General features: G+C 66.7%; 17 protein-coding genes. All 17 read right to left on the minus strand.

From position 1 onward, the window contains the following. Window positions 1-42 precede the first annotated feature (42 nt). Window positions 43-1,527, minus strand: a complete 1,485-nt coding sequence (gene gcvPB / locus MU521_RS09180; RefSeq protein WP_245681170.1) for an aminomethyl-transferring glycine dehydrogenase subunit GcvPB — start codon at window positions 1,525-1,527, stop codon at window positions 43-45. After that, window positions 1,524-2,861 carry an aminomethyl-transferring glycine dehydrogenase subunit GcvPA gene (gcvPA, locus tag MU521_RS09185; protein ID WP_092691573.1) on the minus strand — a complete coding sequence of 446 codons (1,338 nt, stop codon included), beginning with the start codon at window positions 2,859-2,861 and terminating at the stop codon, window positions 1,524-1,526. Before gcvPA ends, gcvPB begins: the two co-directional genes overlap by 4 nt. 80 nt (window positions 2,862-2,941) lie before the next feature. Next, entirely contained in the window at window positions 2,942-4,804 is a 1,863-nt protein-coding gene (locus tag MU521_RS09190; protein ID WP_092691575.1) for a cation:proton antiporter, read from the minus strand. A gap of 455 nt (window positions 4,805-5,259) precedes the next feature. Beyond that, window positions 5,260-5,676 carry an SRPBCC family protein gene (locus MU521_RS09195; RefSeq protein ID WP_092691579.1) on the minus strand — a complete coding sequence of 139 codons (417 nt, stop codon included), beginning with the start codon at window positions 5,674-5,676 and terminating at the stop codon, window positions 5,260-5,262. Window positions 5,677-5,740: 64 nt separating this feature from the next. Next, complete coding sequence (locus tag MU521_RS09200) at window positions 5,741-5,941, minus strand: hypothetical protein (protein ID WP_092691581.1); 201 nt, start codon at window positions 5,939-5,941, stop codon at window positions 5,741-5,743. Window positions 5,942-5,986: 45 nt separating this feature from the next. Next, window positions 5,987-6,982 carry a metal ABC transporter permease gene (locus tag MU521_RS09205; RefSeq protein ID WP_092691584.1) on the minus strand — a complete coding sequence of 332 codons (996 nt, stop codon included), beginning with the start codon at window positions 6,980-6,982 and terminating at the stop codon, window positions 5,987-5,989. After that, window positions 6,979-7,791: a metal ABC transporter ATP-binding protein gene (locus MU521_RS09210; RefSeq protein WP_394327224.1), complete on the minus strand. Its 813-nt coding sequence runs from the start codon at window positions 7,789-7,791 to the stop codon at window positions 6,979-6,981. The genes MU521_RS09205 and MU521_RS09210 overlap by 4 nt, the downstream gene beginning before the upstream one ends. Continuing rightward, window positions 7,773-8,816 carry a metal ABC transporter substrate-binding protein gene (locus tag MU521_RS09215; RefSeq protein ID WP_092691586.1) on the minus strand — a complete coding sequence of 348 codons (1,044 nt, stop codon included), beginning with the start codon at window positions 8,814-8,816 and terminating at the stop codon, window positions 7,773-7,775. The genes MU521_RS09210 and MU521_RS09215 overlap by 19 nt, the downstream gene beginning before the upstream one ends. Window positions 8,817-8,989: 173 nt before the next feature. Further along, a complete protein-coding gene (gcvH, locus tag MU521_RS09220; protein WP_092691589.1) occupies window positions 8,990-9,373 on the minus strand; it encodes a glycine cleavage system protein GcvH in 384 nt (127 codons plus the stop codon). Beyond that, a complete protein-coding gene (gene gcvT / locus MU521_RS09225) occupies window positions 9,370-10,473 on the minus strand; it encodes a glycine cleavage system aminomethyltransferase GcvT (RefSeq protein ID WP_092691592.1) in 1,104 nt (367 codons plus the stop codon). The genes gcvH and gcvT overlap by 4 nt, the downstream gene beginning before the upstream one ends. 75 nt (window positions 10,474-10,548) lie before the next feature. Then, window positions 10,549-12,009, minus strand: coding sequence for a phosphomethylpyrimidine synthase ThiC (gene thiC / locus MU521_RS09230; RefSeq protein WP_092691594.1), 1,461 nt, complete (start codon window positions 12,007-12,009; stop codon window positions 10,549-10,551). Window positions 12,010-12,105: 96 nt separating this feature from the next. Continuing rightward, entirely contained in the window at window positions 12,106-12,804 is a 699-nt protein-coding gene (locus MU521_RS09235) for an ABC transporter ATP-binding protein (protein WP_092691597.1), read from the minus strand. Beyond that, window positions 12,797-13,594, minus strand: a complete 798-nt coding sequence (locus MU521_RS09240) for an ABC transporter ATP-binding protein (protein ID WP_092691600.1) — start codon at window positions 13,592-13,594, stop codon at window positions 12,797-12,799. The genes MU521_RS09235 and MU521_RS09240 overlap by 8 nt, the downstream gene beginning before the upstream one ends. Further along, window positions 13,591-14,706, minus strand: a complete 1,116-nt coding sequence (locus MU521_RS09245; RefSeq protein ID WP_092691603.1) for an ABC transporter permease subunit — start codon at window positions 14,704-14,706, stop codon at window positions 13,591-13,593. Before MU521_RS09245 ends, MU521_RS09240 begins: the two co-directional genes overlap by 4 nt. Further along, window positions 14,707-15,699 carry an ABC transporter permease subunit gene (locus MU521_RS09250; RefSeq protein ID WP_092691605.1) on the minus strand — a complete coding sequence of 331 codons (993 nt, stop codon included), beginning with the start codon at window positions 15,697-15,699 and terminating at the stop codon, window positions 14,707-14,709. A gap of 1 nt (window position 15,700) precedes the next feature. Beyond that, entirely contained in the window at window positions 15,701-16,975 is a 1,275-nt protein-coding gene (locus MU521_RS09255) for an urea ABC transporter substrate-binding protein (protein WP_092691608.1), read from the minus strand. Between the two features lie 352 nt (window positions 16,976-17,327). Further along, on the minus strand, window positions 17,328-17,999 hold the full coding sequence (locus tag MU521_RS09260; protein WP_092691610.1) for a sulfite exporter TauE/SafE family protein: 672 nt from the start codon (window positions 17,997-17,999) through the stop codon (window positions 17,328-17,330). Window positions 18,000-18,300: the final 301 nt, after the last annotated feature.

Here is an 18,300-nt window from a genome sequence, read left to right on the forward strand (position 1 = left end):
AACTCAGCGCCGCTCAGATATTAATGATTGGTAAGTCCCGAACTACGACCCGTCGTCGAGTGCCTGCCAGGACAGTCGGGGATTCCGGGCCGCCGCGACCTGATCGATCCGCCGGGCGCTGGTCTCGTGGGGGGCCGCGTCGAGCGTCGCGTCGTCCTCGCCGGCGACGGCGTCGAAGGCGGCTGCGAGTTGATCGAGCGTCCGTTTGCTCTCGACTTCGGTGGGTTCGGTCATCAGTGCCTCGCCGACGATCTCGGGCCACTTCGTCGTGGGCGGGTGGACGCCGTAGTCCAGCATCCGTTTGGCCACGTCGGCGGCGTCCTGCTCGCCCGCGCTCGCGACGAATTCGTGGTGGAACGGACCGAACGGGACCTCGTAGTCGACCTGCGTCGCGAGATAGTTGGCGTTCAGTACGGCCTTCGCGCTGGCGTCGGCGAGTCCGGGATCACCCAGCCGCGCGATGTAGGCGTAGGCCTTGATCAGGACGAGCCAGTTGCCCTCGAAGCCGTGGACCTTCCCGACGCTGTGTTCGGGCTCGTAGCGTTCGTAGCCGGACCCCCCGGCCCGCTCCCGGACGTGGGGACTCGGCAGATACGGAGCCAGATCGGATTTGACGCCGACGGGGCCAGCGCCGGGCCCGCCGCCACCGTGGGGCGTCGCGAACGTCTTGTGGACGTTGTAGTGCATGATGTCGAAGCCCATGTCGCCGGGGCGAGCCCGCCCTAGCAGGGCGTTGAGGTTCGCGCCGTCGTAGTAGAGCAGGCCGCCAGCGTCGTGGACGACCTCGGCGATCTCCTCGATGTCGCGCTCGAAGAGGCCGAGCGTGTTGGGGTTGGTGAGCATCAGCGCCGCGGTGTCCTCGCCGACCGCCGCCTCCAGCGCGTCCAGATCGACGCGGCCGTCCTCGGCGCTGGGCAGTTCCACCACGTCGTAGCCCGCCAGCGCCGCGCTCGCGAAGTTGGTCCCGTGCGCGCTGTCGGGGACGACCACTTCCGTGCGCTCCTCGCCGTTTGCTTCGTGGTAGGCTTTCGCGATCAGGATGCCAGCGTACTCGCCGGCCGCGCCCGCCGGCGGCTGGAGCGTCACCGCGTCCATCCCGCCGATCCGACCCAGATAGTCCTGCAGCCCGGCCATCACGGCCAGGGTGCCCTGCACGCTGTCGTCGGGTCGGTCCGGGTGGACCGCGCCGTCGGGCAGGGCCGCCACGTCCTCTGTGAACTTGGGGTTGTACTTCATCGTACAGGACCCCAGCGGGAAGGGACCGCTCTCGACGCCGTAGTTCATCTGGGAGAGCCGGGTGTAGTGGCGGGCCAGTTCCGGCTCCGAGAGGGCGGGCAGCTCCAGCGAGTCCCGTGTGAGGTCGTCGGGCAGCGGCGAGTCGTCGCCGCCGACCGCGACCTCGGTAGTGTCTTTCTCCGAGAGGAGCGGTTCGTACCGGTCGTCGGAGTCGGTCCAGCGGGCCTGCTGGTAGCCCAGCGTCCCCGATCCGTCGTCGCCCGGGTCGGACTCGGACGGGTCGTCGCTCATGGGGCCACCTCCGCCACCGCGTCGACCAGCCCATCCACGGCCGCCGTCGTCCGTTCGGTCACACAGACCTGCAGGAGGTGTTCACCCACGTCGTGGACCGCGTAGCCCCGATCGCGGAGGTCAGCCGCGACCGCCGTGGCGGGCTGGTCCGTCCGGGCCAGGAACTCCCGGAAGTGGTGCCGGTCGTGGACGGGTGCCTGCACGCCCTCGATCTCGTCGAGTCGGGCCGCCAGATCCTGGGGATAGCGCACGCAGTCCTCGGCCAGCTCGACCAGTCCGTCCGGGCCGAGCCAGGCCGCGTGGATCGCCGTTCGCAGCGCCACCCACGCCTGGTTCGTACAGATGTTCGAGGTCGCCCGCTCCTTGCGGATGTGCTGTTCGCGGGTCTGGAGGGTCAGGGTGTAGGCTCGCCGCCCGCTCTCGTCTTCGCCAGCGCCGACCAGCCGGCCCGGCACCTGCCGGAGGTAGTCCTCGTGCGTGGCGAACATCCCCAGCCCCATCCCGTAACTGCGGCCCAGCCCGAGCGTGCTGGCGTCACCGATCACCACGTCCGCGCCGACGCTGGCTGGCTCTTCCAGGAGCGCGAGCGCCACTGGATCCGAGCCCAGACAGAACAGCGCGTCCTGGGCCGCAGCGAGGTCGCCGACGGCCGACAGCGATTCCTCGATCACGCCCCGCACTGTGGGCGTCTCGGCGTACACCATCGCCACGTCCTCGCCCATACTGCCTTCGAGGGCATCGGTGTCGACGGCACCGTCGTCCATCGGATAGGCCTCGACGGTGACCCCCGCGCCGTCAGCGTAGTTCTCCAGCACGGCCCGCCGCCCGGCTGCGAGGTGGGCGGGGACGAGCACGCGGTCGCCCGAGACCGACCGGACGCGCTGGGCGAGCGTCGCGGCCTCGCCGAGCGCGGTGGCGGCGTCGTACATCGAGCAGTTGGCCACGTCCAACCCGGTGAACTCGACGAGCATGGACTGGTACTCGAAGAGGGCCTGGAGAAAGCCCTGAGCGACCTCGGGCTGGTACTGCGTGTACGAAGTCAGGAACTCCGAGCGGTCGGCCAGGTGGTCGACCAGCGACGGGACGTAGTGGTCGTAGTGGCCGCGGCCGAGCAGTTCGGTGAGGTCGTCGTTGCGCGACAGCGTGCGCTCGATATCGCGCCGAACCGCGCGCTCGCTTTCGGGTTCGATGCCGAGTTCGTCGGTGAAGCGGACGGCCTCGGGGATGTCGAACAGTGCTTCCTCGCTGTCGACGCCGACGGCGTCGAGCATGGTCGCCGTCTCCGCCTCGGTGTGGGGTGCGTACGGACTCCCGCGTGTATCGTTGTCGGTCATGGTAGCTGCCGCAGGACGGCGCCGCCGCCCTGTGTCCTTGGGGACTGTTACGGCCGGGCTGAAAAGAGTCTCCCGGTTGGTCACGCGGTACAGAACTCGATGGCGTCCCGAACGGCTTCCTTCCGACCGATGATCGTGACGTGATCGCCGTGTTCGATGCGATCCTCGGCGTGGGGGATCCGGTTCTCGTCGCCCCGGCTGATCAGGCCGACGTAACACCCCTCCGGGAGGTCCTCTGCGAGGTCGGCCACGGTCCGGCCGGCCGCCGCGTCGGCCGTGACCTCGATCTCCTGGACGTCGCCGGTCCGGTCGAGTTCGGTCATCCAGCGCGCGATGGCCGGCCGCTCGATCACGTTGTCCATCGACCACGCGACGGACATCCCCGTCGAGATGGCCTCGATATCGAGGTCCTGAAAGGCGTCCTCGTTGTCGGGCTGGTTGACGCGGGCGACGACCGTCGCCACGTCGTAGGTGTTTCGCGCCAGCTGGCCGACCAGCAGGTTCACGTCGTCGCTGGGCGTCGCGGCCGCGATCACCTTCGCGTTCTCGGCTCCAGCCGACCGCAACACCTCCCGGTCCGTCCCGTCGCCGTGTTCGACGCGGTAGCCGTCCTCCCGGAGTGATTCGACCACGTCCTCGTCGCGTTCGACGATGGTGACCTCCTCGCCGCGGTCTTCGAGTCGGTCCGCCAGCGCCTGCCCGATTCGTCCGCCGCCGACGATGATGGTTCGCATCGGAATCACGTCGAGTGCCTGCGCGATGTGACGGGCCAGTCCCCCTTGAAACGCGACGGTCGCGAAGATGACGAGAAAGACCGTACCGACCAGCGTCGTCGCCACCTCGGGCCGGCTGTCGCCGAGCTGGAGGGCGAACAGCGTCACGACGCTGGCGGGGATGATCCCCCGTGGCCCGATGGCACTGACGAACAGCCGCTCGCGGAACGTGAACCGCTCGCCGACCGTCGAGAGAAAGACCAGCAACGGTCGGATCACCAGCGCGACCACGAGGACGACGGCGATGCCACCGATCCCGAGCGACCGCAGGTCCGACAGCGAGAGCAACGAGGCCAGCACGACGAACACGAAGGTCAAGACCACCAGCGTCACGTCACCTTTGAACTGCTCGATCTGCTCGCGGTAGGGCAGGTCGACGTTGCCGAGCAGGAATCCGGCGCTGGCGACGGCAGCGATGCCCGACTCGGCGACGCCCAGTCCGGCCTCGGCGACGCCGTAGGCGACCAGCGCCGCCGCCAGCACCACGAGCCGCGCGTTGCGGGGCGCGTTCTCGGTCGGCAGTTCCAGGCGCGCCAGCAACAGCCAGACGACGCCGGCCACGGCCACGCCCACGAGGACGCCCGCCCCGAGCCGGTAGGCGAACTGCCCGATCAGCGTCGGCAGGCCCTCGCCCTCCAGCAGGAGGTACTCGAACATCACGATGGCCAGGATGGCGGCGGTCACGTCGTTGACGACGCCCTCGGTCTCCAGCGTCGTCGCCACGCGCTCGCGCACGGGGACGACCTCCAGAATCGGCGTGATGACCGTCGGCCCCGTCGCGATCAACAGTGAGCCGATCAGCAGCGCCAGTTCCCACGAAGTCCCCAGCGCAAAGCGGACGACGACGGCGGTCCCGAGGTGTGAGACGATCGCGCCGAACGTCACCAGCCGCAACGTCTCCCGTGGTGCTTCCCGCAACCGGTCGATCTTGAGCGCGAACGCGCCCTCGAAGACGATGATCGCGACCGAGAGCCCGACGATGGCCGACAGCGACCCGCCGTCGATGGCACTCGGCGTGATCAGTCCCAGTCCCTCGGGCCCGACGGCGACGCCGGCCGCCAGCCAGAACAGGACGCTCGGCACGCTCAGCCAGTCCGAGAACACCTGTGCAGCCACGCCGACACCGACGACGGTGACGACGAGCGCGATGAGTTCTGTCGAAGCGGACACCGGCGTAGTCGTTCGATTCCCGACACGCCAACGTCGAAAGTGTTCCGCTCGGTGGGTCTCCGGTTGGTTTCGTGTCTAACTACGAATCATAAACTCGTAATCGCTATAGCAAATTGGCAGGCGGTGCTGTCGTAGTCGGTGGTCGTGGCCGACCGAGCACTGTTTCGAGCTCTGAAACACTGGTTCGGCTCTTTTTATCATCCGGGGCCTCAAACCGAGTGCCGGGAGTGAACGTGGCCGTGCCGATACACGCTCCGTGCCGACCGACGGCCCGCTGCCGGCTGGTCCCCCATGAGCCACGAGACAGACGACCGCGATATCGCGGACCGGATTCGGACACAGCGTGTCCGGAAACGGCCCGGTCGCACCGACGACGAATAGCACTCGATCCCACCCTGCCCTATCCACACGCCACCCTCTCGTCACATTTTTTGCCGGTCACGACCCGTCGCGTCTCATCCATCCGTGACCGATTCCAGCCAGTCGAACTGTGCGGTCAACTCTTTTCGGCGCTGGCGCTTGATCACCGTCGCGTCGAGGACGGCACCCACGACGGCCACGTCCAGCGCGAACTCGGTCGTCGCCGTCACCCGCGTTCCGTCGTCCGCGTCGGTGATCTCATAGGTCGTCCACATTGCCTCGAAGATGCCGTCGTCCTGTTCGTAGGCCAGCTCGGCGTCCGGGCGGTCGACCAGGGTGAGGTCCAGCTCGATGGCGGCGAGACCGAACCCGTTGACGATGGTCATGTCGTCGCCGTCGACGGTCACCGCGTCGAAGCCGGCCGCGGCCATGAACCGCTGTACGTCGGCCATCGCCTCGCGGATGCGTTCCGGCGACGCGTCGACCGTCCGGGAGACACTGACGGAGTCCATGCGCAAGCGTTCTCGACCCACGCCCAATCAGTTTGTGGCGAACACGACCGGCTCCCCGCCCCGATCACGAGAGTGCCGACACGCCCACGTACGTGACGATGCCGACGGCGAGGCCGAGCGCGACCGCGAACGCCGCGATGGCCCGGAGCGGCGGGCCGCCGGGCGGGAACGAAAACGCGGCGGTCGCCAGGAGCGCACTCCCGAGACCGAACGCCGTGGCCGTCGTGATCGGGTGCCGGACGAAACGGTCGTCTGACGGTAACACAGATGCGCTTCGAGCGAGGGGCGCAAAACTGTTCTCCCGACTCGATCAGTCCGAGGTCGGTTCGTCGCCGGCGTCGATCGCACCGAGTGTCGGGGCCTCGTCGTCGCCGAGCGCCGTCCGGACCTTGCCGGCGACGACGGCGAGGACGTAGATCGCGACGGCGACCAGCACGATGACGCCGCCGGCGGTCGCCCCGGCGTAGTAGGCGACGCCGATCCCGAGCAGGACGGCCAGTTCCGCGAGGACGATCGAAACGAGGAGTGAGCCATTGAAGCTCCCCGAGATCTGTGCCGCGCCGGCGACGGGGACCACGAGCATCGCCGCCACGAGGATGACGCCCATGATCTGCATGGCACCGACGACGACGAGCGCGGTCAGCATCACCATCACGCGGTTGTACCAGGTGACGGGAATCCCGGACACCTCGGCGGCCGTCTCGTCGAAGGTGACGTAGAGCAACTGGTTGCGCGTGAGCGCGACCGTCGCGACGATGACGGCGAACAGCACGAGCAGGATGGCGGCGTTCTCGGGCGAGACCGTCGAGAGGTTCCCGAACAGGTACTGATTGATCCCGACGGCCAGCCCACCGGCGTTGATGCTGATGAGCGTCGTCCCCAGCGCGAACCCGGTCGAGAGGACGATGGCCATCGACACGTCGTTGTACGCGTCGGTCGTCTCGGAGATTACCTCGATCAACAGCGCGGCGAGCATCGCCACGACGACCGCCGTCAGGTACGGTGAGACGCCCAGGTCGATCACCGCGTTCAGGAACAGGCCAACGGCGACGCCAGCGAAGGCAGTGTGAGCGAGCGCGTCCCCGATCAGCGCGAGCTGGCGATGCACGAGGAAGGTACCGATCAGGGGTGCCATCACGCCGATGCAGAGACCGACCAGGATCGCCCGGTGGAGGAACTGGTACTGGAGCAGGGCCAGTCCCGTCAGGTCCCACAGCAGGAACATGAACGCCGACCACAGATCGAGCAGGACGTACAGCGGTGCGAGCAGGGGATCGAGCGGGCTGGCCTGCAGAACGGGATTCATCCGGCATCACCCACGATGCTCGCGGTGGTGCCGAACGCGCGGGCGAGCGCGTCGCTCTCGACGAACTCGGTGGTCGGGCCGTCGAAGTACACCTCGCGGTTGAGACAGACCACCCGGTCTGCGTGGTCGGTCACGGCGCGCAGGTCGTGTTCGATGAGCAGGATCGTGATGCCGCGCTCGTTGAGCGCGTCCAGCAGGTCGTAGAACGCCTCGACGGACTCGGCGTCGACGCCGACGGTCGGCTCGTCGAGGACGAGCAGATCCGCCTCGCTCGCCAGCGCTCGCGCGATGAACGCCCGCTGGCGTTGCCCGCCCGAGAGGTTCGTGATCCGCCGGTCGGCGAAGTCGCCCATCCCGACCGTCGCCAGCGCGTCGTCGACGATCTCCCAGTCGTCGGTCGAGAGCCGACCGAACCCGACGTGTGGGAACCGGCCCATCTTCACCACCTCTCGGACGGTGATGGGCATCTCCGTCGAGGCGCTGGCCTGCTGGGCGACGTAGCCGATCCGGTCGCCGTCGTCGAACGCGTGAGCCGGTTCGTCGAACAGCCGAACCGCCCCCTCGTCGGGCCGGAGAAGTCCGAGCATCAGTTTCAGCAGCGTCGACTTCCCCGAACCGTTCGGGCCGACCACGGCCACGTACTCGCCCGGCGCGACCGTCAGGGAGACGTTCTCGACGACCGGCGTCGCGGTGTAGCCGAAGTCGACGCCGGACACGTCGATCACCGCTTCGGCGGGCGACTCGCCGTTTCTCGCCGCAGCGTCGCTCGCGGCGCTGGATTGGGGCCCGGTCATTCGAAGTTCCTCCACTCCTCGGCCCAGCCGTCGGGGCCGACGTTTTCGGGCGCTTCGTTGCCGAGGACGACCTCGAAGGTGGGCATGTTGATGTTGTCCGCGATCTCCTCGTAGCCCCAGTCGTTCTCGACCCACTCCTTCCGGACGCCCGCGTAGGGCGTCACCGGGAAGTACGCCTCGACCTGCGTCTCTTCGAGCAACTGCCTGGCGGGGCGGCGCGATTCGAAGACGCCGTTACCGATGTAGCGGATGTCGTTCTCCCGAATGACCTCCTTGGCGCGGGTGATGTCCTGTGGCTTCACGTCGCCACTGGCCGCGAGGTTCGTGACCAGCGGCCGCATCTCGACGCCGTACCGGACGCCGATGTACTGGAAGGCGTTGTGTGCGGCGAGTTGCACCACCTTCCGGTCGGCCGCGTCGAAGATCGCCTGGTAGTCGCTGTCGATCCGGTCGAGTACGTCGGTCTTGTACGTCTGCGCGTTCTCCCGGAAGGTGTCCTCGTGGTCGGGCGCGACCGCGACCAGCCCCTCGGTGATATTGTCGACCGACTGTCTGGCTCGCTGGGGGTCGAGCCAGAAGTGTGGGTCCTTGCCCCGAGTGGCTCCGACGCCCTCCGCCTCGCGGTCGAGGCTGGCGGCCAGGTCGACGAGTTCGACGCCCTCGCGGACGTTGATCAGGTCCGTGTCGATGCCGTCGCCCTCGATAGTCTCGATGGCCCGGTCGGCCCACGGCTGGAAGCCGGGGCCGACGTGGATGAACGCGTCCGCCTCGATGATCCGTCGAGTCACGTCGAAGTTCGGTTGCCACCCGTGGCCGTGGAGCCCGGTCGGAACGAGGTTCTCGACCGCGACCGGCGTGTCCGCGGCGATCTGCCGACCGAAATCGTAGAAACTGAAAAACGACGCGACCGCGGTCGTGCCGCCCGAGCCACGCCCGCCCCCGAGACAGCCCGCCACTCCGGCCGTCAGCACCCCCGACCCCGCGACCAGCGCCTGCCGCCGCGAGAGCCGAGACGAAACACCGTGATTCGATTTGTCCATGTCAGTACTAGCGGGTTCATCGAAGTAAATAATAGTTCTGCTCCAAACTGATTGTTAGACAAGTCTAATCCACGCGGCTTCGGCCGGGGATCGACCTGTCGGTAGCGGTGGATAGCGAGGCTGCGCCGCGTCGCTGTGCAGCCGACTCGGAAGGCGGCGAGAGGAGAGAAGCGTCAGGCGATCTGGTCGTCGTACGCCTCGGGCGAGAGCAGGTCGTCCAGTTCGCTCTCGTCGTCTACCTCCACGTCGAGCATCCAGCCGTCGCCGTAGGGGTCCTCGTTGACCAGTTCCGGCGCGTCCACGAGGTCGTCGTTGACGGCGACGACGGTGCCCGAGACGGGGGCATAGAGGTCCGACACGGCTTTGATGCTCTCGATGACGCCGAAGTCCTCGCCCTTGGTCACCGCGTCGCCCTCGGCGGGGAGTTCGACGAACACCACGTCGCCGAGTTCGTCCTGTGCGAAGTCGGAGATGCCGATCCGCGCAGTACCATCCTCGCGGCGCGCCCACTCGTGGGAGTTCAGAAACCGGCAGTCGTCGGGAATCTCGAAGCTCATCTATCCAGAAATGGCAACGCCTGTGTTTGTGCCTTTTTCGGCTCGCCGCGGACGACCACCTGCACGTTGACGCCCGGACTGCGGTACTCCACCGGGAGATAGGCCAGCCCGATGGGCTGGTCGAGCGTCGGACTCATCGTCCCGCTCGTGACGGTGCCGATGGCCTCGCCGTCGAGATCCTGGACGGTGTAGCCCTGCCGGGGGACGCCCCGGTCGACCAGTCGGAAGCCCGTCAACTTCTCCGCGACGCCCTCGGCGTCGACCCGTTCCAGCGCGTCCCGGCCGACGAACTCCGTATCGAGTTTGACCGTGAACCCGACACCGGCCTCGTAGGGGTTGCGGGAGTTGTCCTCGGGGTCGAAGTCCTGCCCGGAGAGGAGAAACCCCATCTCGATCCGCAGGGTGTCGCGGGCGCCGAGGCCACAGGGCTGGCAGTCGAACTCACGCCAGACGGTCTCGACCGACTCGGTGGGGACGATCAACTCGAACCCGTCCTCGCCGGTGTAGCCGGTCCGGGCGATCAGGCAGTCGACCCCGCCGACGGTCGCGGTGATCGCCGAAAACCGCGAGAGGTCACAGATCGCCGTCCGCTGGCTCTCCGCGACTGGATCGAGCAGGCGCTCCTCGGCCTCGGGTCCCTGGAGCGCGAGCATGGCGTAGTCGTCGGTGCGGTTCTCGACGGTGGCGTCCAGCCCCCACTCGTCGCGGTGGTCGACCCAGCGGTCGGACAGCTGTTCGTCGTGGCCGGCGTTGGGGATGAACAGGTAGTCCGCGTCCCGATCCGCGGGGAGGTCGTAGACCACCGTGTCGTCGAGGATCGTCCCGTCCTCGTCGGTGATCATCGCGTACTGTGCCTGGCCGGGGTCCAGCGCGGTCACGTCGTTGGTCGTGAGCCGCTGGAGGAGGCGCTCGGCGTCCGGGCCGGAGACCGCGATCTCACCCATGTGCGACACGTCGAAGATCCCGGCCGAGTCGCGGACTGCCCGGTGTTCGGTGCGGATCGATTCGAATTCGACCGGCATCTCCCACCCGCCGAAGTCCGTGAATGACGCCCCCGCGTCCTCGTGGACAGCGTGCAGGGGCGGCGTCCGTTCGGTCATACCAGTATCGGTCCCGGCCAGCGACCTAACTCTTCCCCCTGCGACGACGGTGAAGTCGGACGCCGCCCGGCCCAGCTAGTCGTCGCCCGTCGCACTCTCGCCGTCCGCCTCGTCACCGTGGACCGGTTCCACGCCCTCGGGCAGGTCCGGCACGTCGCTGGTGTCGTGACTTCCCGTCGGGGGCAGGTTGACCTCTGCCGCCGCGGACTCGCTCAGGTCCGTCTCGTCGTCGATGGCCTCCATCTCGCCGTCCGCGTCGCGGGCGTCCTGGTCGATCCGCATCGAGCAGAACTCGACGCCACACATCGAGCAGAAGCGCGCCTCCTTGTAGTTGTCGCCGGGGAGGGTCTGGTCGTGGAAATCACGGGCGCGTTCGGGGTCCAGCGCCAGGTCGAACTGCCGCCGCCAGTCGAACTGGTACCTGGCCTCCGAGAGGGCGTCGTCCCAGTCGCGTGCGCCCGGCTTGCCCGCGGCCACGTCGCCGGCGTGGGCGGCGATCCGGTAGGCCGCCAGCCCGTCGCGCACGTCCTCGGCCTCGGGCAGACCGAGGTGTTCCTTCGGCGTGACGTAACACAGCATCGCCGCGCCGGCGCGGGCAGCCTCGGTCGCCCCGATGGCGCTCGTGATGTGATCGTATCCCGGTGCCACGTCGGTCACGAGCGGTCCGAGCAGGTAGAACGGCGCGCCGTCACAGACCTCCTGCTGGCGCTCGACGTTGTCGGCTACCTCGTCCATGGGGACGTGGCCCGGCCCCTCGACCATCACCTGCACGTCGTGGTCCCACGCGACCCGCGTGAGTTCTCCGAGGGTGTCCAGTTCCGCGAACTGGGCGTCGTCGCTGGCGTCGGCCAGCGAGCCCGGACGGAGCCCGTCCCCCAGCGAGAAGGTCACGTCGTGCTCGGCGAAGATTTCACAGATGTCCTCGAAGTGGGTGTAGAGCGGGTTCTGTTCGCCGTTCTCTTCCATCCACTGCGCGAGGATGGAGCCGCCCCGCGAGACGATACCGGTCTTGCGGCCGTCGGTCAGCGGGAGGTGTTCGGCCAGCACCCCGGCGTGGATCGTCTGGTAATCGACGCCCTGCTCGGCCTGTTTCTCGATCACGTCGAGCAACAGCTCGGGCGTGAGGTCGGCCACGTCGTCGACCTGTGTGACGGCCTCGTAGATCGGCACCGTCCCGACGGGCACGGGTGAGTGAGCGACGTTGGCCTCGCGGATCTCGTCCAGATTCGAGCCGGTCGAGAGGTCCATCACCGTGTCCGCGCCGTAGTGGACGGCGGCGTGGAGTTTTTCGAGTTCACCCGCAAGGTCGCTCGTGGTCTCGCTGTTGCCGATGTTGGCGTTGACCTTCGTCGCGAACTCGCGACCGATGATCATCGGATCGAGCGCGTCGTGACCGTGGTTGGCGGGGATCACCGCCTGGCCCTCGGCGACCTGCTCGCGGACGAACTCAGGTTCGCGATTCTCCCGGTCGGCGACCCGCTTCATCGCCGGCGTCACCTCGCCGGCGCGAGCGCGGGCCAACTGCGTCCCTGGCATCGACCACTAGATGATACCACTAGGTAATAAGCCTTGCTTCGGCCGTGGAACTGCGCCGCTGGAGTCGGTCGAGCGGCGGTGAGACGGGCGGTCGGCTCAGACCGCGAGGTACGAGGCGATGGTCTCCTCGTCTTCGAGGTCGGTCGCGCCGAGTTCGTCGACGATGGTGCCCCGTTCCATGGCGTAACAGCGGTCGGCCATGTCGCGAATCACAGAGAGGTTCTGTTCGACGAAGAGGATGGTCGTGCCGAGGTCCTCGTTGATCGCGCGCATGTCCTCGCTGATCTGCTGGACGATAGAGGGCTGGATGCCCTCGCTGGGTTCGTCCAGCAGGAGGAGGTCAGGGTTGGCGACCAGCGCCCGCGCGATGGCGAGCATCTGCTGTTGGCCGCCACTCATGGTTCCGCCCTTCTGGCCGCGGCGCTCGTCGAGGATCGGGAAGTAGTCGAACACGTCCTCGTACAGCAGGGCCGACGAGCCGTCGTTGATGGACTCGCCCATCCTGAGGTTCTGCTCGACGGTGAGGTCCGGGAAGATCTCCCGACCCTGCGGGATGTAGCCCATCCCCGACCGGGCCCGCTCGTGCGGCGGGGTGTCGGTCACATCACGGCCGTCGAACCGGACGGTTCCCTCGTCGGGTTCGACCAGGCCGACGATGGTCTTGACCAGCGTCGATTTTCCGACGCCGTTTTTCCCCATCACGCCGACGATCTCGCCCTCCTCGACGGAGAGGTCGACGTTCCGGAGGATCGGGGTCGAGTCGTAGCCCGCCCGGACCCCGTCGACTTCAAGCATCGGTCTCACCTCCGAGGTAGATCCGCTGGACCTCGGGATCGGTCTCGATCTCTTCGATGGAACCCTCCCGGAAGGTCTCGCCCTGGTGGAGGACGGTGACGTGATCGGCGATCTCGGCCACGAAGTCCGTGTCGTGTTCGATCACGACGAACGCAATCGATCGCTCCTCGTTGAGCTGGGTGATCCGCTCGGCGATCTCGGCGCGCTCGTCGACCGAGAGCCCCGCGACAGGTTCGTCGAGCAAGAGGAGATCGGGATCCAGCGAAGCCGCCATGCCGATCTCCAGTTGCTGTTGTTCGCCGTGGGACAGCGCCGACGCCGCCACGTCGGCCTTGGCCGAGAGCCCGGCGGCCGCCAGTGCGTCGGCCATCCGCTCGTCGCGCTCTGCACCGGAGGCCAGCCGCTGGATCGGCAGGCGAACGTTCTCGCGGACCGTGAGGTCCTCGTAGACGCTGGGCACCTGGAACTTGATGCTCAGACCGCGCCGGATGCGCTCGTGGGGGTCCATCTCCGTGATGTCGTGGCCCCGGAAGTAGACCTCGCCTTCGGATGGAGACAGCGCACCCGTGATGAGGTTCAACAGGGTGGACTTGCCCGCGCCGTTGGGCCCGATGAGACAGCGCAACTCGCCGGCCTCGACGTCGAAGTCCACGTCGTCGATGGCCGTCAGGCCACCGAAGCGCTTCGTGATACCCTCGGTCTTGAGGATGGTGTCGGTGTCGACACCCGTCGCCAGTTCCGCGCTGGTCTGTTTGACCGCGGGATCCATCCCGTCGGCGGTGTCGCTCATTCGATCACCTCCCCGCTCGGTTCGGTCGTGTCGTCGGTCCCGCCCTCGTCGCGGCGGTCACCGATCCAGGACACGAGGTCCCGGAGGCCCGGAACGAGTCCTTCGGGCAACAGGAGGACGATTACTAGCAACAGCAGCCCGTTGATGACGAACGCCCAGTCGCCGACGTTGACCGAGAGGAACAGGCCGAGCCGCTCGATGGCGACCGTCGCCACGATGGGGCCGAGCAGGGTCTTCCGGCCGCCGACGGCCACCCAGATCACCGGCAGGGACGCCGCGGTCAGACTCAGCTCGGAGGGGCTGATGTAGTTGAAATACGTCACGTAGAGGACACCGCTCAGCCCGGCGAGCGCACCGCCGAAGGTGAAGACGGTGAGCTTGACGCGTTTCACGTCGTAGCCGAGCATCTCGGTCCGATCCTCGTCTTCGCGGATCGCGACCATCACGCGGCCGTAGTCGCTGTTGAGCAGCGCCCGGAGCCCGAGGTACGTCACCAGCAGCGCGAGCAGGGCCGCGTAGAACAGCGTGAAGTCGTCGAAGACGAGGAACGGCTCCCCGATGCCCAGCGCCAGGTCGGGGATGCCCGGCATCCCGTTGAAGCCGCCGAGCGCGGCCTCGCCGATGGTCCACTTGTCACCAGCGGTCTGGTCGAGGAAGGTCTTGAGGACGAGGACGACCACGAGCGTCATGATCGTCACGTACACGTCACTGACACCGCCGTAGAACATGAAGTAGCCGAGTACGGCCGCGAACAGGGCCGCGACGCCGACGGCCACGAACAGGCCCGCCATCGTGCCGAGGGGGCCGGCGACGTTGATCCCGACGATCCCGTAGGTGTAGCCGGCGACGGCGAAGAAGGCCACCTGTCCGAAGCTCAACACGCCGGTAAAGCCCCAGACGACCGCGAGGCTCAACGCCAGCAGCGTCAGCGCGAGGTACTGGGACATGTTCGTGACGGCCGATTCGAGCATGTACAGGGGGAACGTCACCATGAGCAGCGCGACGACGCCGAAGGCGGCCCAGAACCGTCGGGACTCGCCCATCGTGTTGGGGCCGTGGATCGCGTCGACGAACCGTCCCAGGACGCCGGCGCTGTCGGCATCGGTCGCCATCTAGCTCACCTCCGCCCAGCGGTCGCGGATCCGTTCGACCAGACTGCTCAGGCCCTGGGGCACGAACCGGATCACGAGGATGGCGACGACCAGCAGCATGATCCGTCCGGCGAAGGTCCCCCAGACGTTGGCGAACAGGGCGTAGACGAACCCGAGCAGGCCGCCGGCCAACAGCGTGCCGACGACGACCGACGCGCCGCCGACGACGACGGCGACGAAGGCCTCGACCAGGAAGCCACCGCCCATGCCGGGAACGATGGTCTGGAGCGGCGCGTACAGCGCGCCCGTCAGCCCGGCCAGTCCGGAGCCCAGCGCGAACGTCGCCATGTAGGTCCGCTCGGTGTCGACACCGAGGGACTTGGCCATCCCCTCGTTCTGGATCGTCGCCCGGGCGCGCATCCCGTAGTCGGTCCGGACGAAGACGACGTAGAGCAGGAGCAGCACGAGCGCCGCGACGCCCGCGAGCACGAGCTTGTAGGTCGAGATCGACAGCCCGTTCCCGTAACTGAACTGGCCGAACGGGATGCCGATCCCGTTCAGTGAGTTGCCGTAGAGGTTCCGGACCAGCTGGACCATGATGAGGCTGATGCCCCACGTGGCGACCATGGAGTCGAGCAGGCGGTCGTACATCGGTTTGACGACCGGGCGGCCGATGGTCCGTTCGGCGATCCAGTTCGGGACCGCCCCCGAGATGACCGTCCGCTCGACGACGAGTCCGAACAGCGCCGTCACGAGGACGCCCGTCAGCATCGCCGCCGGGAGCTGTACCGCGCCCGGGAGGACGCCGATGGGATCGACCGGGACCAGCGGGAGCGCACCGAGCGCCCCGTTGTACGCGAGCGTCGTCGCGTACGCCCCGACCATGATGAACTCCCCGTGGGCGAGGTTGATCACGCCCATGATCCCGAAGATGATGGCCAGGCCGGTCGCGGCCAGGACGATCTTCGCGAAACTCGGGAAGAACTGCACGAGTAGGTCGACGCCGGGAGCCATCCTACCCTGCCTCCTCGTAGTAGTCCTGTGGGGTGTACTGTTTCTCCTCGTCTTTGGACGTGAGGTCACAGCCCACCGTGTCCTTGAGGAAGGTCTCGTCGATGACCCGGTCGTCGACGGCCTCGACGTTGTGGTTCTCGTCGGCCCGCATCACCCACATGTGGTGGTTCACGTGGTGGGTCTCGGGAACCAGTTTGATCTCCTCGCCGTCGGGCGCTTCGGGAGCGGGGTAGGTGATCCCCGACTCCAGAGCGGCCTTGACCTCTTCCTGATCGGTCGTCCCGGCCTGTTCGACCGCCCGCTTGTACATGTAGATCGAGAAGTAGTTGTTCTCGGCTTCCTCGTTGAGGTAGGGCGCGTCGGGCCACATGTCGTAGTAGCGGTCGACGAACCCGCCGTCTCTCGTGTTGCGGTTGGTCGGAATCTCCTGCATGTAGTTGACGCCGGCGTAGATGTTCGCCATCGCCGGCGGGTCCAGCCGCAGGTGTTCGTACCCCTGGGCCATCGCGGTCGAGGTGCCGATGGGGATGTCCAGTCCGGCCGAGGCCTTCTGTTCGTAGAAGGACGTGTGGTTCTGCCCGACCAGCATCGACATCACGAAGTCGGGGTCGGCGTCCTGGATGCGGTTGATCGTCGAGGAGAACTGCGAGTTGCTGAGCGGGATGAACTCCTCGCCGATCACTTCGGCGTCGTTCTCGTCGGCCAGGACCTTCACCCAGTCGGCCGACAGCTGGCCGAAGTTGTAGTCGGCCGCGATGGTGTAGATCCGTGGGCCGTACTCCTCGACGAGATACGGCAGGACGCTGCCGAGTTGCTGCCGAGCCGTCGGGCCGACCGCGAAGACGTTCTTGTCACAGACCCCGCCCTCGTACTGGGTCGTGTAGAAGTACAGCTGGTCCTGCTGGTCGATGTACGGCCGGATCGTCTCCCGGGTGGCACTGGAGTAGCCCGCCCAGAGGGCGTCGACGTCCCGTTGCTGGACCATCCGCCGAGTCAACTCGAGGTAGCGGTCGTTGCTCGACTGCGGGTCGGGGTCGTAGTACTCGATCTGTTGCCCGTTGATCCCGCCGTCGTTGTTGATCTCCTCGATGGCGAGCAGACTCGCCTTGTGCTTGGGCGACCCCACCAGTGCGAAGTTCCCCGACTGGTCTTCGAGGATACCGAGTTTGATCGTGTCGCTGCTACCGCCCCCCATCAGGGCACAGCCGGCCAACCCCGCCGTCGCGATACTGGCACCACCGGCGAGGAACTTCCGGCGGTCGACGCGTTTCGTCACGCCAGCACACCTCCGTACAGACGAGCGTCCACATCGGTCGCGAATAGGTTCGTGTTGTAACCAATACTTCCGCAGTTTTCCGAATATATGTCCACCATCGTTCGACGTGAGACTGTGATTGACACTTGCTTATAACAGTTTCCAAACGGGTATTAATTCTCTCCAGATTCTACAACATTGTATAAGGACCAGCCCAATACGCTCGCAATATACTCCGGGTTACCGGAATTACCGCAACGTTCGGTCAAAAATGGATTCGCAAATCGGGAATGATTAGATAACACTGGTTGGGGAACTGAGAGGACGAGTCGGGAGGGTGTTCGAGGGCTGGAAGCCGCCAGCGGCTGGCGGGTTAGAACAGGACTGGACCGACACCGAGCAGTTCGTTCGTGACGAGGAGGCCGCCGATGACGAAACTCGCGCTCCCGGCGACGACTTTCAGCGCCGACTGGAGGCGGGTGGTGAGCACCGAGCCCCACAGGTACGACAGGACGCTCATCGTCGCCACGGTGATGATCGAGAACGACAGGAGGAGCGAGAACGAGGAGGGGACCGTCGAGGCACTCGCAGCGAGTGCGACGACGATGGCCCCGCTCCCGGCCAGGCCGTGGACGATGCCGACGAGGAACGATTCGCCGTCGACGTGCGTGTGGAACGAGCCGACGGAGACGCTCCCGAGCGAGACGTGCGTGTGTTCGTGGCCGTCGTGCTCGTGGCGTTCGACGGTCAGCAATCCCGTGACCTCCAGCAACATCCGGAGGCCGAGATACACGAGGATCAGACCGGCCAGCACCTCGAAGGCCAGCGTGACGGAGTCGGGAAGCGACGCACTGAGGAAGACGAAGAGGAGTCCGACGGCGATGATCGGGAGTGAGTGGCCGACACCCCACGACGCGCCGACCACGCCGGGGCGATCCGTCTTTCGGTCGTCGACGAGCGTCGAGATCGCGGCGAGGTGGTCCGCCTCCAGCGAGTGCCGGAGTCCCACCACCGCGCCGGTGATCGCCGCAGCAGTGATTGCCATGTGTTCGGACACGGCGCAGCGGCGTTATTAATCCACCGATCCGATCAACATCTTCGTCGCATTTCCGGCCGAAAACCGAACGAGTTCGTCGTACTTCCAGTCGAAAAAACACAAACGCACATGGAACCGAGCCAGTTCCGCGCATGATGGAACTCCTGTCGGACCAGCCAGACCCCGGATTTCGACGGGCGTTCAGAAATTGTCTTCCGTTCGTCCACTAATTGACGACATATTCAGTTGTTTCGTTCGCCGTAACCGGCACAGATTAGTGGTTGCTCTAAATATTCACCAGTGAACATGG

This window comes from Halorientalis regularis, assembly GCF_023698535.1.
Classification (GTDB): Archaea; Halobacteriota; Halobacteria; order Halobacteriales; family Haloarculaceae; genus Halorientalis; species Halorientalis regularis.